The 18041-nt window shown below is 33.9% G+C and carries 20 protein-coding genes, 1 other RNA gene and 1 pseudogene; 14 read left to right on the plus strand and 8 right to left on the minus strand.

Annotation, left to right across the window (positions count from 1 at the left end):
- Positions 1-5: 5 nt before the first annotated feature.
- Positions 6-572 carry a YceI family protein gene (locus tag CIGNP109_RS03440; protein ID WP_086226200.1) on the minus strand — a complete coding sequence of 189 codons (567 nt, stop codon included), beginning with the start codon at positions 570-572 and terminating at the stop codon, positions 6-8.
- Between the two features lie 71 nt (positions 573-643).
- Entirely contained in the window at positions 644-1015 is a 372-nt protein-coding gene (locus CIGNP109_RS03445) for an HIT family protein (RefSeq protein ID WP_086228214.1), read from the minus strand.
- Between the two features lie 99 nt (positions 1016-1114).
- On the opposite strand from CIGNP109_RS03445, the gene CIGNP109_RS03450 reads away from it, so the two are divergent.
- From CIGNP109_RS03450 to truD, 3 genes are read left to right on the plus strand one after another with little or no spacing between them, the layout of a single operon-like run.
- The gene (locus CIGNP109_RS03450; protein ID WP_086224726.1) at positions 1115-1495 is read left to right on the plus strand and encodes a hypothetical protein; all 381 of its coding nucleotides are present in this window, start codon (positions 1115-1117) and stop codon (positions 1493-1495) included.
- Positions 1474-2292, plus strand: a complete 819-nt coding sequence (locus CIGNP109_RS03455) for a thiamine-phosphate kinase (RefSeq protein ID WP_086228215.1) — start codon at positions 1474-1476, stop codon at positions 2290-2292. The genes CIGNP109_RS03450 and CIGNP109_RS03455 overlap by 22 nt, the downstream gene beginning before the upstream one ends.
- Entirely contained in the window at positions 2270-3403 is a 1134-nt protein-coding gene (truD, locus tag CIGNP109_RS03460; protein WP_086228216.1) for a tRNA pseudouridine(13) synthase TruD, read from the plus strand. The genes CIGNP109_RS03455 and truD overlap by 23 nt, the downstream gene beginning before the upstream one ends.
- Before the next feature lie 83 nt (positions 3404-3486).
- Here truD and CIGNP109_RS03465 read toward each other — a convergent pair whose 3' ends face one another.
- Both CIGNP109_RS03465 and CIGNP109_RS03470 read right to left on the minus strand, forming a co-directional pair.
- Positions 3487-5286 carry a methyl-accepting chemotaxis protein gene (locus tag CIGNP109_RS03465; protein ID WP_086228217.1) on the minus strand — a complete coding sequence of 600 codons (1800 nt, stop codon included), beginning with the start codon at positions 5284-5286 and terminating at the stop codon, positions 3487-3489.
- Complete coding sequence (locus tag CIGNP109_RS03470; protein WP_086228269.1) at positions 5273-6190, minus strand: cytochrome-c peroxidase; 918 nt, start codon at positions 6188-6190, stop codon at positions 5273-5275. Before CIGNP109_RS03470 ends, CIGNP109_RS03465 begins: the two co-directional genes overlap by 14 nt.
- A 148-nt stretch (positions 6191-6338) precedes the next feature.
- On the opposite strand from CIGNP109_RS03470, the gene rnpB reads away from it, so the two are divergent.
- Positions 6339-6660: RNase P RNA component class A (rnpB, locus tag CIGNP109_RS03475), an RNA gene on the plus strand.
- A 97-nt stretch (positions 6661-6757) separates the two neighbouring features.
- Here the strand turns inward: rnpB and CIGNP109_RS03480 are convergent.
- Genes CIGNP109_RS03480 through CIGNP109_RS03495 form a run of 4 tightly spaced genes read right to left on the minus strand, consistent with a single transcriptional unit; the run spans position 6758 to position 9591 of the window.
- Positions 6758-6973 carry a hypothetical protein gene (locus tag CIGNP109_RS03480; protein ID WP_086224722.1) on the minus strand — a complete coding sequence of 72 codons (216 nt, stop codon included), beginning with the start codon at positions 6971-6973 and terminating at the stop codon, positions 6758-6760.
- The gene (gene fliS, locus CIGNP109_RS03485; protein WP_236847546.1) at positions 6970-7371 is read right to left on the minus strand and encodes a flagellar export chaperone FliS; all 402 of its coding nucleotides are present in this window, start codon (positions 7369-7371) and stop codon (positions 6970-6972) included. The genes CIGNP109_RS03480 and fliS overlap by 4 nt, the downstream gene beginning before the upstream one ends.
- Positions 7358-9214, minus strand: a complete 1857-nt coding sequence (gene fliD / locus CIGNP109_RS03490) for a flagellar filament capping protein FliD (RefSeq protein ID WP_086228219.1) — start codon at positions 9212-9214, stop codon at positions 7358-7360. Before fliD ends, fliS begins: the two co-directional genes overlap by 14 nt.
- A gap of 2 nt (positions 9215-9216) precedes the next feature.
- Positions 9217-9591, minus strand: coding sequence for a flagellar protein FlaG (locus tag CIGNP109_RS03495; protein ID WP_086226194.1), 375 nt, complete (start codon positions 9589-9591; stop codon positions 9217-9219).
- 152 nt (positions 9592-9743) lie between these two features.
- On the opposite strand from CIGNP109_RS03495, the gene CIGNP109_RS03500 reads away from it, so the two are divergent.
- The 10 genes and pseudogenes from CIGNP109_RS03500 (at position 9744) to pdxA (ending at position 18026) form a co-directional block, all read left to right on the plus strand.
- A complete protein-coding gene (locus CIGNP109_RS03500) occupies positions 9744-10088 on the plus strand; it encodes an ornithine carbamoyltransferase (protein ID WP_086224718.1) in 345 nt (114 codons plus the stop codon).
- A complete protein-coding gene (rsmD, locus tag CIGNP109_RS03505) occupies positions 10078-10662 on the plus strand; it encodes a 16S rRNA (guanine(966)-N(2))-methyltransferase RsmD (RefSeq protein WP_236847547.1) in 585 nt (194 codons plus the stop codon). Before CIGNP109_RS03500 ends, rsmD begins: the two co-directional genes overlap by 11 nt.
- Positions 10653-11261, plus strand: a complete 609-nt coding sequence (locus CIGNP109_RS03510) for a YigZ family protein (protein ID WP_086224716.1) — start codon at positions 10653-10655, stop codon at positions 11259-11261. Before rsmD ends, CIGNP109_RS03510 begins: the two co-directional genes overlap by 10 nt.
- Positions 11262-11349: 88 nt before the next feature.
- Positions 11350-12873: pseudogene (locus CIGNP109_RS03515) on the plus strand (flagellin B).
- A 170-nt stretch (positions 12874-13043) separates the two neighbouring features.
- The gene (locus CIGNP109_RS03520; RefSeq protein WP_442861888.1) at positions 13044-14519 is read left to right on the plus strand and encodes an acetyl-CoA carboxylase subunit A; all 1476 of its coding nucleotides are present in this window, start codon (positions 13044-13046) and stop codon (positions 14517-14519) included.
- Positions 14520-14522: 3 nt separating this feature from the next.
- Positions 14523-14735 carry a hypothetical protein gene (locus CIGNP109_RS03525; RefSeq protein WP_086228222.1) on the plus strand — a complete coding sequence of 71 codons (213 nt, stop codon included), beginning with the start codon at positions 14523-14525 and terminating at the stop codon, positions 14733-14735.
- Positions 14728-15453 (plus strand): arginyltransferase, encoded by a 726-nt coding sequence (locus CIGNP109_RS03530; RefSeq protein ID WP_086226188.1) that lies wholly within the window; start codon positions 14728-14730, stop codon positions 15451-15453. The genes CIGNP109_RS03525 and CIGNP109_RS03530 overlap by 8 nt, the downstream gene beginning before the upstream one ends.
- Before the next feature lie 55 nt (positions 15454-15508).
- Entirely contained in the window at positions 15509-16333 is an 825-nt protein-coding gene (locus CIGNP109_RS03535; protein WP_086226187.1) for an adenylosuccinate lyase, read from the plus strand.
- An 8-nt stretch (positions 16334-16341) separates the two neighbouring features.
- Complete coding sequence (locus tag CIGNP109_RS03540; RefSeq protein WP_086224710.1) at positions 16342-17103, plus strand: pyridoxine 5'-phosphate synthase; 762 nt, start codon at positions 16342-16344, stop codon at positions 17101-17103.
- Complete coding sequence (gene pdxA, locus CIGNP109_RS03545; RefSeq protein ID WP_086228223.1) at positions 17100-18026, plus strand: 4-hydroxythreonine-4-phosphate dehydrogenase; 927 nt, start codon at positions 17100-17102, stop codon at positions 18024-18026. The genes CIGNP109_RS03540 and pdxA overlap by 4 nt, the downstream gene beginning before the upstream one ends.
- Positions 18027-18041: the final 15 nt, after the last annotated feature.

Raw genomic sequence — 18041 nt, forward strand, 5'->3', positions numbered from 1 at the left:
AATTATTATTTTTTAACTGCTTCGATATCAATATTTATCTTAATTTTATCGCCAAGTGCAACTGTGCTAGACTCTGGAGCAAAGTTAAAATCACTTCTTTTAATTTCGCCTTCTAGGCTAAATCCTACGATTTCAACACCTTTTCTATTTTTACCTGTACCGCTAAATTCATAATTAAGCTCAACTGGTCTTGTTACATCTTTGATTGTTAGATCGCCTTTGATTTTACCTTCTCCATCGCCTTCATTTTCAAAGCTTTTCATTGTGAATTTGATTTGCGGGAATTTTGCACTATCAAAGAAATCTGCCTTTTGAAGGTGAGCATCACGACCATCGTTGTTTGTATTGATTGAATTAACATCAATTGTAGCTGTAAGACTAGATGGAATTTTGTTTGTGATATCTACTTCACCAGCAAATTTGCCAAATGAACCAGTTACATTGCTAACTTGTAGGTGTTTGATTTTAAAAGTTGTACTAGAATGTGCTGTATCAACGCTATAAACTGTGGCGTTTGCCGCACCAAAAAGCAGACCTAAAGCTGCAACTGAAGTTAATATTTGTTTTTTCATATTTTCTCCTTTTGAGTTTATAAATTTGATTATATTTAGCTAAAAATAATATATCTTAAATAATCTAAAATTTAGCCAAAAAACACCTTTAAACGATGGGCTAAAAAGCTAGAAAATTCATCTATTTTTATATCTCTTGGTCTTGCTTCTCGCTGTTTTTTACCCCATAAAGACTCTGGAAAATACTCATCATCTTTAAATCTAGCTTGAATATGCATATGTACTCGTGGCATATAATTTGCAAAGCTTGCCCAATTAATCTTATCAGGGCTATAAAACTCAATCATAGCTTTTTCGCACTCAAGTGCTGCTTGAAATAGTCTATTTCTCGTATCAGTATCGCAATCGCTAAGTTCTTTAAATTCGCTTTGAGTAAATATTTTTACCCATGGAGAGGCGTTTGGTTCTATCTCGATATATATAAATTTATCGCTATAAATCATATTAATCCTTTCTAAAATTTATATAAATTATATCAAATTTATCGCTATTTTATAGGAGTTTTGATACTATTTCGCTATTAAAAAATAATAAGGTTAAAAGTGAAAAGTGCAATTATTGTCTATGATGGGGTAAATTTTCTTAGTTTTGCTAGAATTTATGATGTTTTTATGCGATGTGGAATTGATTTTGTTGTGATTGGATTTCGTGGAGATGCCCGAGATGAGATGGGATTAGCCCTACCTATGCATCTGAGTTCTGAGTCACTTTATGGTTATGATATTGTAGCAATTCCTGGTGGTTCAGGTGCTGATGTCTGGGCTGATGATGGGATATTTTTAAGCTGGATGAATAGCAGCAGCCAATCAAGAGATATAATCTCACTAGATAATGGAGATTTAATACTTGATGGTGCAGGGCTAAATGGGCGTAAATTTGGCTATGAAGAGGCGCTTGTAGAGTGGATAAAGAACAGAGCATAATATCGAATTTTAAGCATAACTTAAATGGTGATGATGGTGCTATCATCGGTGATATAGTATATAGCAAGGATATGTTTGTAGAAGATATTCATTTTAAATCGCATTGGTTAAGTCCAAAACAGATTGGTAAAAAGGCTATGATAGTAAATTTAAGTGATGCAATTGCTATGAACGCTACGCCAAAATATGCACTTTTAGGTCTTGGACTACCTAAGAATTTAAGCAATAAATATATTAAAGAGTTAAGCATTGGACTAAAAGAGTGTGCAGCACAATATGGCACGCAAATTATCGGAGGAGATACCATCTTAAGCAATAAGCTTATAATTAGCTTAACTATAATCTCATATTTAAACTCAAAAAAACCATTAATAAGAAATGGAGCCAAAATAGGTGATATAGTATGTTATACTGGGGTTTTAGGCGGTTCTATTAAGGGGCTTAGAACGCTTTTAAACGGTGGTAAAATTAGCTCAAATTCACGCTTTGTAACTCCAAATTTAAGGCAAGAGTTTATAAAACAAAGTGCTAAATGGATAAGATCAGGAATGGATATTAGCGATGGTTTAGCTAGTGATTTGCCAAAGATTACACAAAATAGAGCAGTTAAATTTAAGAAAAAATTATCCAAATTTGAGTTTATTAGCGGGGAAGAGTATGAGATGTTAATTGTCGTACCGCCTAAAAATATAAAAAGAGTATTAAACCAAGCTAAAAAATGTAGAGTAAAATTAAATTTACTAGGTAAAATTATAAACGAAAGGGCAAAATTTCATGGAAAGTTCACCCATTTTTAAGCCATTATTAACAACAACACATACGCCAATCAATGCGCATTTTAGCAAAAATGCAAGTGATTTTGTGGTGCGTGAGATTCCACTATATGAGTTTAGTGGAAATGGCGAGCATTTAGTTATGCAAATTCAAAAAAAAGGCCTAAGCACATCTGAGGCATTGAGTATTTTAGCATCAGCTACTGGTGCTAAGGTTAGAGATTTTGGCTATGCTGGATTAAAGGATAAAGAGGGTATGACTACGCAATATATCTCAATTCCAGCTAAATTTCAGAGTGCTATAAGTAGTTTTTCTAATGAAAATATTAAAATTTTAAATGCTACACTCCATAATAATAAGCTAAGAATCGGGCATTTAAAAGCAAATCACTTCTTTATTCGTCTTAAAAAGGTATTGCCAAGTGAGGCTAAAAAGCTTCAAAATGTTATAGAATTGATCAAAAATCGAGGTTTTGCCAACTATTTTGGCTATCAAAGGTTTGGTAGATTTGGTGATAATTATCAAAACGCTAAAGAGTTATTAATAGCTATGGCAAATAATGATAAAAAGAGTCTTAAAAAATATAATCCAAAGCTTAGAGATTTTTTGATTTCTGCATATCAAAGTGAGTTATTTAATCGCTATCTTAGCAAAAGAGTAGAGATTAGTCGATTTTGCGAGAGTTTTAGCGCTAAGGAGTTAGCTGAAATTTATAAATTTGATAACGATACTATCAAAGATTTAAAAAGTCAAAAGCAGTTTTTTAGATTAATTCGTGGTGAAGTGATGGGACATTATCCATTTGGCAAGTTATTTTTATGCGAGGATTTAGAATCTGAGGTTGATAAATTTAATCAGCGTGATCGCACCAGCTGTGGTTTATTAGTTGGAGCTAAAGCTTATGAAGCTACTGGTGTGGCGTTTAGTCTTGAGCAAGAGATTATGGCTGAGGGATTTGGATTTGCTAAATTTGCTAATGGAGCAAGAAGATTTAACTGGGTATGGGCCGATGAGATGAAATATAACTATAATGAAGAGGAGGCACAATTTAGCCTAAGCTTTACATTACAAAAGGGATCTTATGCTACTGTGGTTTTGCGTGAGATTTTAGGTAGGGAAATTTTTGATATTTAAAGATTATTAAATTTGCCAAATGCTATGATTATTAGCAGCTTGTCAGCAATGTAGTTTGTGCTGACAAGTCTTATTATAAATATCTATTTAAAGCTAGTTAGCTTATCGTTTAGTTTTTTTGCGCTATTTAAAATTTCATTTGATATTATATCAATTTGAGTAGCTAATTGAGTCAGATTAGTAGCTGCTCTACTTACCTTATCTATATTACTATTTAGCAGCGTTACACGCTCTTTGGCTGTGATGGATTTTTCTTCTACGGTTTGAGTAGATTGAATTCCAGCGTTTAATTTATTTATTGAATTTGCTATATTATTTTTTAGATCAGCAGCTTTATTTGAGGTATTATTCATAGAGATATGGATATCATCCATTAGGGTTTTATTATAATTAACTTGTTGAACAATAGTTTGAACAGTTATATTTATCTCGCCTAACGATCTGCTAGTTTTATCAGCTAGCGCACGAACTTCATCAGCTACTACTGCAAAACCTCTACCATGTTCTCCTGCACGAGCAGCTTCTATAGCAGCATTTAACGCTAGTAGGTTTGTTTGGTCTGCGATATCTTTAATAGCACTTGTAACGCTATAGATAGTATCAGCGCTTTTTACTAGTTGATCCATATTAGCTACGATCTCATTTTCTTGTTGGCTACTAACTTCAATTAATTCAATCAACTCTAAAAGCGTATTTTCTACAGTATTCATTAATGTTTTTAAATCTTGCATATTTAGCGTTGCGTCATTAGCAAGTAGCTTATTTAGGTTAATTGTTTCATTTAATAAGATTGTAATCTTTTGAACACTAGCTACTTGTTCGTGCTGGTGAAGTGAGTTTTGTTTTAGTTTTTTAGCATTTTCTTGCAAGCTAATTGAGTTTTTATGACTTGTATTTGAACTATCAATAGCCTCTAAAACTGAATTTTGAACAATCTGAATAAATTTATTTATATATCCAGCACTAGTGGCTAGTTCACTTTTTGGGTCTATTTTTAATCGAGAGTTAAGATTTGCTTTGTTACTTGCTAAATTCGAGCTAAGTAATTCTAGATTTTTAGTTGGGATAACTACTTTAACAAGTGTCAAATATATAAATACCGCAAATATAAGCAAGGTTACACCAAATACTATAATTGAGATATATAGTTGGTTTTTGTTGTTTTCTTCTATTTGGTTTGCGATTATAGTTTCAAATTTGTTTAATTTTTTGTTTAGCTCTTGATTTAGGTATAGGGTAGAGTTATCTTGCATTACGCTGATTTGGCTTAACATCATAGAGTAGTGCTTTTTAAATAAATTTAATAGCTCACTATTATCTAATCTAGCTTGATCTACATTTTTAACAAGCTCATTAAGCGTATCTAAAACATCTCTAGCCAATATATTTTGAGTTGATACAATGGCTAAGATTTGATCCATCGCCTCTAATAGAGCTAGGTTTTCTGGAGTTGGGTTTGCTACTACTAATTTATCTATATCGTGGCTTAGAGTAAATAGATATGCTTTTGAGTTTATAGCGATTGAATTTGCTGATTTAAATCTCTCTAATTGTATCTGCTTATCCTCAAATGATTTAGATATTGAGCTTAACATATTAGCATCTACATCTAAACTAGCTAAATATTGCAAGGTTTCTTTAAATTTATTGCTATAAACTACGCTTGAGTCGTAGTTTATGAAATTAAATTTAGTTCTAAAAACTTGATCGATTTGTAGATCATAAATTTGTAGATGTTGCGTAGCCATCGTTATCTCTTCATTTTTTAGAGCAGATCTATAATTATTAAAGATAAATACCAAAAGAATAAAAATAAATACCAAAACAAGCACAGTAAGTGCGATAAACTGCTTTAAAAAACTGATTTTTCTAGAATTGTTCATTATATTCCCCTGTTAAGCTCTCTAAAAATGCGACTATATCTTCTACTGTTTGCTGATCTAGGAATTTGCCTAATTGATAATAAGCCATAAATTGCACGCACGCATCAAGAGTTGGAATACTTCCATCGTGATAATATGGGGCTGTTTTGGCTACATTTCTTAGGCTTGGGACTTTAAAGACCATTTTATCAGATTCTACCTTTGTAATTTCATAGCGACCCAAATTCTCTTGATTTGGATATGGCTCGAAAATTCCGATCTTTTGATACATTGTCCCACCGATATTTTGCCCTTGATGACAAGCTACACAACCATTAGTTTTAAAGGCATTCCAGCCTCTTTTTGCTGCTTCACTAATGGCATTTTCATCACCTTTTTGGTATCTATCAAATGGAGCATTTGGGGTGATTAATGTCTTTTCAAACTCAGCTATGGCATCGGTGATATTATCCATATTTATTTCACCATAAATTTTATTAAATTTAGCTTTATAATCAGGATTTTGCTCTATTATCTTTATAACTTCAGCTTCATCATTTAGTCCCATCTCTTGCGGATTAGTAAAAGGCGATCTAGCTTGATCAGCTAAATCTTTAGCTCGACCATTCCAAAATTGAACGAAATTAAATGCCGCATTAAATGTGGTTGGCGAGTTAAAAGGGGTATCCATAACTCCATTTATACCAGTTGAAAATACTTGATTATCCATACCAAAGGTCTTTGTATCGTGGCAGGTATTACATGAAACCTTCCCATCTGCTGATAGTGTAGTATCCATATATAGCTGCTTTCCTAGCATTGCTTTTTCTTTGTTATATGGGATACTATCAGGAATAGGCGTAATCATCTGATTTTCATTTATCTCAGTTTGAGCATTACAAATATTAAAGACAACTAAAGTCATAAATAAAGCTCTTTTTATCATCTATTATCCTTAAAAATTGTAAATTTAAAAAAATATAAAAAATTAAATTTAGTTAAATTTTACTAAAAAAGAGTTAATCAATTCTACATTAATTATAAATTTTAAGTTCGATTTTGATAAAATTACATTGGTGCGATGGATGGTCGCAAGGTTAAAGCCTTGAGGAAAGTCCGAGCTGCAATAAGACAGAGTTCCACCTAACGGGTGGCTGAGGTAACTCAAGGGATAGTGCAACAGAAAGTAAACTGCCGCTTTAGCGGTGATGGTGAAACGGTGGAGTAAGAGCCCACCAGTGCTAGCAGAGATGCAAGCAGCTATGTAAACCCAACTCGCAGCAAGAAGGGATGGTTTGGAGTCTTATATTCAACCCTTCGCTTGAATTTGATCTAAAATCAAATCTAGATAAATGGCCATCATAACAGAACTCGGCTTATAGTCGCACCTGTTTTTTTATTTAAAAATTTACCTAAATTAATACTTATATAATTTATAAACTAGCTAAATCTTAAATTTAATAATCTAGCTAGTTTAGCAAGTCAAAAGCTATTAAAAGTCATATTTTTTGGCTTTTTTAACCTTATTTAGCTCGGCTTCTAGCTCCTTTTGCTTAGTACGAAAAAGCTCAGCCGCACTCTTTAAAAGTGCAGCCGTACACTCTAGCTCATCTGGGGCTAGCTTTGGTGGATAGTTGTTTATAAGGTATTCTATCCTATCTAAATTCTCACTTACCAAAGCGGATTTAAAATCATTGAGCCAACTCATTTATCATCCTTTGTTACATCTCTCCACGCTTCTAAAAGCTCTCTTGTTACATGAACTACTTCATCTAATTTACTTTGGTCGTTTGTGATATTAGCCTCTGAGATTAGCTGAATTTGTCTACTATATAGCCCTTGAAGATATTCACTAATTTGGCCTTGGCTCATATCAAGAGAGTTGATTAGTTCAAAAAATATAGCATTAGTTTTGTTTAAAAATAGCACCTTATTTTCTATATCACCCTCATCCATAGCTTTTTTAGCACGGTAGATAAAACGCAAAACCCCCTCATATAGCATAGAGATGAGTTTTTGTGGAGAGTCAATCCCCATATTATTTTGATTATAGGCTGCATATGCAGCATTTGATGATGCCATCACTGTTCCTTTACTTGTTAGCATTTCTTGCAGCCTCGATCATACCATTTACAGTATTCATTTGAGATTCTAGCTTAGCAATGATAGTATCATATTGTGACCACTTTTCTGCCATTGTGGTGTATTTAGTATCTAGCTCTTTTTGTCTTTTCTCTTTGCTTTCGGTTAGAGATTTGTGCGAGTTTGTTAGGTTTTCTTCATAAGTTGTTAGAGTACCATTAGTGCCAATTAGGCCATTTATAGTATCATTTAATCCTTTAAAGAATCCGCCTATAATCTCAGTTTTACCATCTAGCTTTTGCTCTTTTAGGCCTAGTTTAGTTAAGAAATCACTATTACCTTTAATCTCAATATCAATGCCACCTGAGCCTTTTAGTACTAGTTTGCCATCTTTGTCAAATGAAGCTGAGATATCGCTTAGGCCGCTAGCGTTTGCTATAGCTTTTAGTAGGGCGTTTTTCTTGGCTTTTTCATCCCAAGGGGTTGTACCTGTATTGGTTTTTGGAATATCAATTGTAATATCTACCCCATTAATTGTTAATGTGCCTTTTATATCTTCATTCCAATCTATTTTTTTATCCCCAAATGCTGTAACATTTGTAAATTTAGTCTCAGAGCTAAAGAAGCTTTTAAACTCATCAAATTTAGTATTTATCATATCGTTTAGCACTGATGAATCTAGAGTTAGTATTCCATCTTTAGTAAGCGTGATACCAAAATCAGCCAAAGATTTACCATCTTTGCTTACGCCATTTATTATTTTATTTAGTTCTGTGGTGATAGATGTGATCTCTCTTACCCCTTGGAATGTACCAGCTAGGCCAGTTTCGCTATCGTATTTGGTAGCTTCGTTTATATTATTTATTAGTGAGTTATATGACTTTACCATCGCTTGGATATCTTCTAGGATACCATCAGTGTTTTGGGTGATATTTACATTAGTACTCTCACCAGCTTTATCTACTTTATTTAGAGTTAAGCTCACACCTAAGATTAGATCTTCAACTTTATTTGAACTTCTAGTGATATCTATACCATTGTATTTAAATTTAGCATCTTTGGCAACATCTAATTGAGAGCCTACATTATCGCCTTTATCTTTTATATCATCAGGTTTTTTTAATGTTAATCTTTGAATTGTATTGCCATGGCTATCTGTATTTGTCCCAGTAGTATTAGCCTTATCAAAGTAAAATCCTAAAGCTTCTAGAGTACTATCTGTACTAGTGTGTGATGCACCACCGCTAGTTCCACTTGTTATAGCATAAAAGCTCATCGCATTATCTGAGCCAGTCTCAGCTGATTGGATTACTAGTCTATATGACTCAGCCCCAGCTGCGCCACCTACATTTAGGATTTTAGCTTGGACTTTACCTTCAGTAGCTTCATTTATCTTTTCAGCTAGTCCTTCTAGCGTGGTGCTAGAGTCTGCATTTATCACATAATCCTTGCCACCAATGCTGATGCCAAAGCTAACATCTTTATCAAATACTGTACCATTTCTTAAGTCAAATGTCTTAGATTGATAAGAGTCGTGAGTAGCTAATTGTTGCACACTTAGGCTCATATTTTGTTCAGCTACACCTGCATTTGCCGTTACGCTTACACTACCGCTACCTGTGGCGTTAGCATCACGCCTTAGATATGTGTTATCGCTTGTCAAATTTGATACATTAGCCTTAAATGTGCTAAGTAATGTAGTGATTGCTGTTAGGTCTTTTTGTTTAGTTAGATTGTCTTGAATTTTAGTCTCTAGTGGCTTTACAAGTGCTTTTGTATCAGCCTCTTTTAGCTTATCTATTGTATCCCAGCTTAGGATATTTCCGCTACCTACGCCTAGTTGTGATTTTTCAGTATTTATTGCCATTTTTATTCCTTTTTATCAAATATCATACCCACGATGTCTCTAAAATGCTCAGTAAGCTTCATAACCTGATCAGTTGGGATTTTGCGGATTACTGTGCCAGTATCAGCTTCTAAAACATTGACAAACATACTATCGATCTTATCATTATAGCCAAATCTAATATTTGTATTTAGTAGGCTTAGATTATCGTTAGTTTGGGCTAAAATCTCTTGAATTTGCTCATTTGTTAGGTGCTCATTGGCTCCATTTTGCGCTGCAGAGTCTTGGCGGAGATTTGGATTTTCTATTTCTCTAGTTTGTGGATTAAACTGCTGCTTCAAACTGACAGTATCTGCCATATCTAGTTGCTGCTGGGCTGCTGCTTTGAAAATTTCCATTTTGCATCCTTTTAGTAAATTGGTTATATGCTAAATCGGTCAAATTTTACCAAATTTTATAGCAAATTCATAGATTTATCTAGATTTTAAGCAAATTTTATACCAAATTTATAGATATTTTGATACTATTTAGGCTTTAAAGGAGTAGGGTAATGAGAGTTTGTATAGATTGTGAGTGTCTGCTTTTAGCTGAGACTTTAAGGCTATTTTTAGGTTCAAATGCAACCACAAAAAAAGATTGCGATTTTATAGTGAGTGATAGAGCATTGCAAAGTAGCAAGCCAGTCTTTATCATAAGTGATGATTCGCCATATCTTAGCGAGCCTTTTAGTAAAGATGTGCTATTAAATACGCTAGGTGAGTTCTATTCAGCGATGCAAATAAGCGGCAAAATACAATCAAGCGAGCTAAGCAGCCTAGAGCGTAGAGTGGGTGATTTAGTCGATGCGTTCAAGGCTGAGCTAATTAAAATAATAAAAGATGAATATGAAAAATAATCTAACCACCACTATTACTAGTGGTAAATTTAAAGGCAAAAAGCTATCTTTGCCAAGCCTAATCACAACTAGAAGTACTAAATCTATAGTAAAAGAGTCTGTATTTAATAGCCTGCAGGGTGAGATTTATGGTTCGGTATTTATAGAATTATTTGGTGGAAGTGGATTAATGGCTGCGACTGCGGTTAGTAATTACGCTAAAAAAGGCTATGCTATAGAGCTTGATAGAGCAGCATTTAATAGCTTAAGGGAAAATTTTAGTAGATTAAATGATGATGTAAATGAGACCTTAGTAGCATTGCATGGTGATACATTTGAGCTAACACCAAAGATTCTTGCTCAAAATATAGAGCAAAAAACTATTCTTTATGCTGATCCACCATTTGATATTAGAGATGGATTTAGTGGAATTTATGAAAAACTTTATAAAATGCTAGAAAAACTAGAGGCCAATATAGTGGTAATAGAGCATATCTCAAGCTATGAACCTTCACAAAACATAGGCAAATTTGCACTTTATAAAAGTCGTAAATTTGGCAATACAACTTTGAGTTATTATACAAAATGTATCTAGTAAAAAAGTGCTACAGCTACGAGCAAGATATCAAAAAATCAAGCTTTGCTAGTTATATATGTCCATTTAGTGAGTTTGAAGAGTTGCGTGCTAGACTTAAAGCGGATAATCCAAAGGCTGCTCATATAGTCTGGGCGTATAGGTATTATAATAAGTATTTTCAGATTGTAGAAAACTGTAGCGATGATGGCGAACCAAAAGGAAGCTCAGGACCACCGTGCCTAGATGCTTTGCGCGGAGCTGATTTAATAGACACTGCGCTGTTAGTGGTGCGGTATTTTGGCGGTGTAAAGCTTGGTGTTGGCGGGTTAGTTAGAGCGTATGGAAGTAGTGCAAATTTAGCCATAAATGCCGCAGAGCTAGAACGCTATGAGATAAGAGATATTGTGAGCATATTTGTACCATTTGCATTGCTTTCTAGGTTTGATCATTATAGCCAGAGACAAGGACTAGAGACTAGCAAGCGATATGGCGAGACTGGATGTATGTATGAATTTTATTTAACTGCTAAGGAGTTTAGAGAGTTTAGAGAGTTTGTGCGTGAATTTGAGATAGCTGGAGTGCAATACTATGCTTTGCCTCTTAGCGCACAAGAGTAGGGAATATTATAAACTTCTACCAAAACTTTGGAACACCATTTGCTTAGGGCTTTTATAACTTAATAATATTTCTATAAAAGGACTTATAATGGGTTTTAGAATAAATACAAACGTAGCAGCCTTAAATGCGCATGCTAACTCTGTAGTAAATGATAGAGCACNNNNTCAGGCCTTAGAATTCAAACAGCAGCTGATGATGCTTCTGGTATGGCGATAGCTGATAGTCTTCGCTCTCAAGCTAACTCCCTAGGTCAAGCCATATCTAATGGTAATGATGCTGTAGGTATCATCCAAACTGCTGATAAAGCTATGGATGAACAGATTAAAATACTTGATACTATTAAAACCAAAGCTATCCAAGCAGCTCAAGATGGTCAAAATGCTGATTCTAGAAGAACTAGATATGATAGCTACTACTACAAGCTTTAATGGCCAACAACTACTAAATGGAAATTTTTCAAACAAAAACTTCCAAATAGGTGCTTATAGTAATGAAACTGCAAAAGTAAGCATAGGTGCTACAAACTCAAACACAATTGGGCATACTAGGTTTGAGACCATGAATAATACGATAATTTCTAATTATTCAGCAGTATCCGCTACTGAATTTACAGTAAAGCTAAGTGGAGTAGACGGCTATCCTAATGGTTTTACATTTCAAACATTATCTGGAACAGTATTGCAAACAGATGGCTACAAAGCAATAGCTGAAATGATGAATGGTGCAGCGGATAAAACCGGTGTAAGGGCAGAGGCAAATAATACTCAAATTTTTAGCGTTGCAGTTAAGGCTGGTACAGTTCAAAATTTAACTATTAATGGTGTAACAATAGGAAATATTAAAACTCAAGTTAATGATGCCGACAACGCTCTAATCGGTGCAATCAACGCTAAAAAAGATGAAACCGGAGTAGAAGCAAGTCTAGATAACGGTAGATTAGTTTTAGCAACTAAAGATGGTAGAGCCATCAAGATAGGAACATTCTCAGATAGTTATACGGTTATGGGTGGAGATTTAATTGGTGCCTCAAATGGTAGCGCAAATGGTGGAGCTCTGTTATTAGGTCAGCTTACATTTATCCGCCAAGATGCTAGAGATATTAAAGTTGGTATAGCTAATCTATCTACATTTTCAGGATTTACAACTGGCGGTAATGCAATTAGCTTAGCAAGTGTAGCTTCAACTGTATTTAATCAAGCTAGTGTAAATTTAAAATATATGAATGGTGGAACAATTAGCTTTGAAACTGCTAAGGCTATGGGCTTCTTTAATGGTGGATTTTCAAATGTATATGGTACAGCTGCTCAAGCTGGTGGCGTAAATACTTATGGTGGTGCTCAAGCTATGGTTGATGTAGCTGAATCAGCTAGAAAAAGTCTAGACAAACTAAGAGCTGACCTAGGTTCAGTACAAAACCAATTAATAGCTACGCTAAATAACATCACAGTTACTCAAGTAAATGTAAAATCAGCCGAAAGCCAAATTCGTGATGTAGACTTTGCTAGTGAGAGTGCAAACTTCTCTAAATATAACATTCTAGCCCAAAGCGGAAGCTACGCTATGAGTCAGGCAAATGCTGTACAGCAAAATGTCTTAAAGCTGCTACAATAAGTTAGTTTTAGTACTACGCCTAAACACAAGGCGTAGTAATCTTTTATAAATAGCTTCATTGCCATAAATAGATTGGCAAAACCTCATTAAACCAAACATTTGTAACACATTATTTAAAATTTAAATTTATTTTTCTATTTTTAGCTAAAAAATATCCAAATTTAGCTACAATGAATGGAAAATTTTTTAAAGGTAATTCTATGATATATAAAATTTTGATTGCCAACCGTGGCGAAATAGCTGTTAGAATCGTTAGAGCGTGTAAAGATTTACATATCAAAAATGTAGCCATATACACTGAACCTGATAAAGAATCACTTCATGTAAAAGTTGCTGATGGGGCATATGAGATAGGCAAAGACCCGATTAAAGGCTACCTAGATGCTGCTAGAATAGTAGAAGTAGCTAAGGCGTGTGGTGCTGATGCTATACATCCTGGATATGGATTTTTAAGTGAAAATTATGAATTTGCTAAGATGGTTGAAGATGCTGGTCTTACATTTATTGGGCCAAAATCTGAAGTAATTTTAAAAATGGGAAATAAAAATATTGCTAGAAATTTAATGCATAAAAATGGTATTCCAGTTGTGCCAGGTACTGAAGCGTTAAATAAGGAAAGTATTGAAACTATAAAATTAGAAGCTGAGAAAATAGGCTATCCAGTAATCTTAAAAGCAAGCGGCGGCGGCGGCGGTCGTGGTATTAGAGAGGTATGGGATCCTAAAGATTTAGAAAGTAGCTATGAGAGTTGCAAAAGAGAGGCTAAGGCATTTTTTAATAACGATGAAGTCTTTATGGAGAAGTTGATTGTTAAACCTAGACATATTGAATTTCAAATTTTAGGTGATAATTATGGTAATTTAATTCACCTTTGTGAGCGTGATTGCTCTATTCAAAGACGCCATCAAAAGGTGATTGAGATTGCGCCATGTCCTACTATTAGCGAAGATTTGCGTAAGAGAATGGGTGTGGCCGCAGTTGCAGCAGCTAAGGCTGTAGGTTATACTAATGCTGGTACAATAGAGTTTTTGCTAGATGATTATAATAACTTTTATTTTATGGAGATGAATACTAGAATTCAAGTAGAACATGGTGTAACTGAGGAGATTGTGGGAGTCGATCTAATCTCTAGACAAATTCGCATTGCTTCAGGGGAAATTCTAGATATAGATCAAACAGAAGTTAAACCTCAAGGTGTTGCTATAGAGGCTAGAATTACAGCTGAGAATGTATGGAAAAATTTTGCTCCAAGTCCTGGTAAAATCACAGGTTATTTCCCTGCTCTTGGTCCTGGTGTAAGGGTAGATAGTCATATGTATCAAGGATACTCTATACCGCCATTTTATGATTCACTTGTAGCTAAACTAATAGTAAAAGCTAGAAGTTATGATTTGGCTGTAAGTAAGCTTGAGCGTGCTTTAGATGAGTTTACAATCGAGGGTGTTAGAACCACACTGCCATTTCTTTTAGCTATATCTAAAAGAAGACACTTTAGAAGAGGATTTTTTGATACTAGCTATATTGAAGAGAGACTTCAAGACATCTTAGAAAATACTCACGATCATAATCAAGAGAACAAAGAAGAGGTCATTGCGGCTATTACAGCAGCGATTCAAAAAGTAAAATCTAGTAGAGAAAATGGGTAATTTATGGATTTTTTAGATAGTTTAAAAGAGATAAAAGGGCAGATGGTTAAAGAGCAAAAGGCTCAAACCCCAGTTTCAAAACCAAAACCAAATCCAAACCGTGATGAGTTTAAAGATATATTTTCTGAGCCAGAGGTAGTAGCTGATAAAGAGGCTAGACTAAGAGATGAATTTATGGAATTCATCAAATATTCGGATATTAAAAAGCTTGACTGAGATTGAATTTAGTACTTTAGATACGCCTTGTGCGTATCTAAAGGGTCGTTCTTCTAGAAGTAGCTATAAATATATTTATGAAGCGTCATATGCTTATAATTCTGCTTTAGTAGAGCATGGTTATAGAAGATTTGGCAAGTATTTTTCCAAGCCAATTTGTAAAGATTGCAATGAGTGTAAAAGCTTAAGAATAGACGCTCAAAAATTTAAATTAACTAAAAGTTTAAGGCGAGTAATCCGTAAAAATAAAGATGCTGGTATAGAGGTTGTAGTAACTCGCCCACATCTAAGCCAAGAACATATAAATCTATATGAAAAATATCATAAATTTATGCAAAATAAGCGAGGCTGGGAGTATCATCAAATGAGTTATGAACGCTATTTTAGTGTTTATGTAGATGGTGCTGGAGAGTTTGGCTTTGAGGTAGATTATTATGATAAAGATAGTCTAATCTGTGTAGATTTAATTGATATTACTAGTGATGGAATTAGCTCGATTTATTGCTTTTGGGATACAGATTATGCGTATTTAAGCCTTGGTAAATATTCGCTTTTAAACCAAATTTTATTAGCTAAAGCGCATAAACTTCCGTGGATTTATCTAGGATTTTATGTCAAAAATTGTGAAAGCTTAGAGTATAAAAGCGACTACAAACCATATCAAATTCTAAAAGAGTATTGTGAGTTAGATGAACCTACTATTTGGGTAGATTCATAGTTTTAATGGAACGCAATTTGCTTTAAAAGCCTAAAATTAAAAAATAGGGCTTGAAATGGAGATTACACAGACATTAGAGTCAATTACTATAGTAACTGATGATTGCGATCTGTATCTAAATCTTATTTATAAAATTCGCCAAAGTTTTGCTAATGTGATTGGTACTCGTGATAGAATTATTATATTTTATAGCGAAAATGAGCTGATCCAGCGTAAATATTTGCTAAAATTTATAGCAAATTTATATAAAAAAACTGTCGGTAGCGGAGTAGAGTTTTGGCTAACTCATCATAAAAATATCAAGCTAGTCTATAAAAATCCGACCTCGCTTCAGGTGTTAATAGATATAGATATCAGATTTGAAGAGTTAAAAGTGCTATTTGATTTAAAAAATAGCGAGGAGTTATTTGCTAAATACCTAATGCGTGGTTTTAATGATGCAAATTGTGAATATTACCCACGACAAAATTGGCTGCTTTTTACTCCGCAAAGTCTAAGAGATATAGAGAGTCTCTCAAATATTATAAATAGCAGAGAGCATCTTAAATATGTAGTAAATTTCAACTACGATAAAGAGGAATTTGAGCGATTTAAACGCCGTTTTAATGTGCTAAATTCTAAAGAGTATAAACGAAGATTTGGTATGCTAGCTAGTCTTTTAGAAGAGCATTTTCATACGCTTGGGTGTGAAGTTGGTGATGATTATGAGACGGTTCGAGCAAGTTATTTAAATTTAACTAAAGTTTATCATCCAGATCGTCATGCTACTAAATCAGATAAAATTCAAAAAGACTATACAGATAAGTTTCAAAAAATTGGTCTAGCGTATGAAGCGTTAAAACCATATTTTAAAGAACAAAAAAACTATATAAACTCATAAGGATAAATATGAAACTAGGTGTAAATATCGATCATGTCGCTGTATTAAGAGAGGCTAGAAGGGTAAATGATCCAAATATTTTAAATGCAATGTTTACTGCTATTAATGCTGGCGCAGATCAGATCACAATACATTTGCGTGAAGACCGCAGACATATAGATGATACAGATACTATAAATATTATAAATCTTTGTACTATTCCAGTAAATTTAGAGTGCGCTACTGCTATTACTGATATTGTACTAGAGCTCTCTCCTCATCGTGCTACGATAGTTCCTGAGAGGCGTGAAGAGTTAACTACTGAGGGTGGATTAAATTTAGCTAGTCCAGAACTACCTAGTACCATAGCAGCTATGAATGAGACTGGAATTGATGTTTCACTTTTTATCGATCCAAACTCAGATGATATAATAGCAGCTAAAGAGTTAGGAGCTAATACTATTGAATTGCATACCGGAAGCTTTGCTAATGCCTATTTAATGGCGTATTCAAATATTCCAAAGACTAAATTTAGTATAAAATCATTAGAACATACAAATGCTAAAGAGGCGCTTGAATTTGAGCTAGATAGATTAAAAAAGGCTGCTAAATTTGCTAAAAATATAGGACTAAATGTCGCTGCAGGCCATGGACTAAACTACCAAAATGTAGGTTTAATAGCAAATATCCCAGAGATTTTTGAGCTAAATATCGGTCAAAGCATTATAGCTCGCTCAATCTTTACTGGATTAAGCCAAGCTATAAAAGATATGAAAGAGTTAATCAAATGAAACCCAAAATTGCAATTAGTGTAGGCGATATAAATGGCATTGGAATTGAGATTGCGTTAAAAGCTCATAAAGAGATTAGTAAAATTTGCCAACCAATATATTTTATAAACTCTAAGCTTTTAAACCAAGCAGCTAAAATCTTAAATATCAATATTCCAAAGAATTTTGAGATTTATGAGTGTGGTGATGATTTTGAGATAAAGCCAGGTAAAGTAAGCAAAAAAAGTGGCAAATTCTCATTTATTAGCTTTGAAAATGCACTAAATTTCACTACTAAAGGAAAGGCCAGCGCTCTTGTAACCTTGCCAATTAATAAAGAGAGCTGGAAAAAAGCTAAGATTCCATACAAAGGCCATACTGATGCCTTAAGTGATTATTTTAAAATTAGTGCTATTATGATGCTAGGCTGCGAGAAGCTTTATGTTGCACTATTTAGTGATCATACGCCACTTAAAAATGTTAGTAAAAAGATTAAATTTAATAAAGTTAAAAATTTCTTATTAGACTTTTATGCTTCAACTAAATTTAGCAAAGTAGGCGTTTTAGGCTTTAATCCTCATGCTAGTGATAATGGAACTATTGGAGGCAAAGAAGAATTAGAGATAAAAATGGCTATAAAAGCAGCCAATGCTACAATCGGTAAAGAAATTTTTATCGGTCCGCTTGTACCTGATGCTGCATTTACCCCAAATTCGCTAAAATCTACTAATCGTCTAATAGCTATGTATCACGATGTAGGCTTAGCACCGCTTAAGGCGTTATATTTTGATCGCTCAATTAATATTAGTTTAAATTTGCCAATCATCCGTGCTAGTGTAGATCATGGAACTGCTTTTGATATTGCGTATCAATCTAAAGCAAGGGTTGAAAGTTATATAGAATCAGTAAAATATTGCATAAATTCAGTCAAAATTCAAGCCTAAAAAGCTAAAATAGAA

Origin of the sequence: Campylobacter sp. P0109, assembly GCF_002138755.1 — a bacterium.
In the GTDB taxonomy this organism is placed as follows: Bacteria; Campylobacterota; Campylobacteria; order Campylobacterales; family Campylobacteraceae; genus Campylobacter; species Campylobacter devanensis.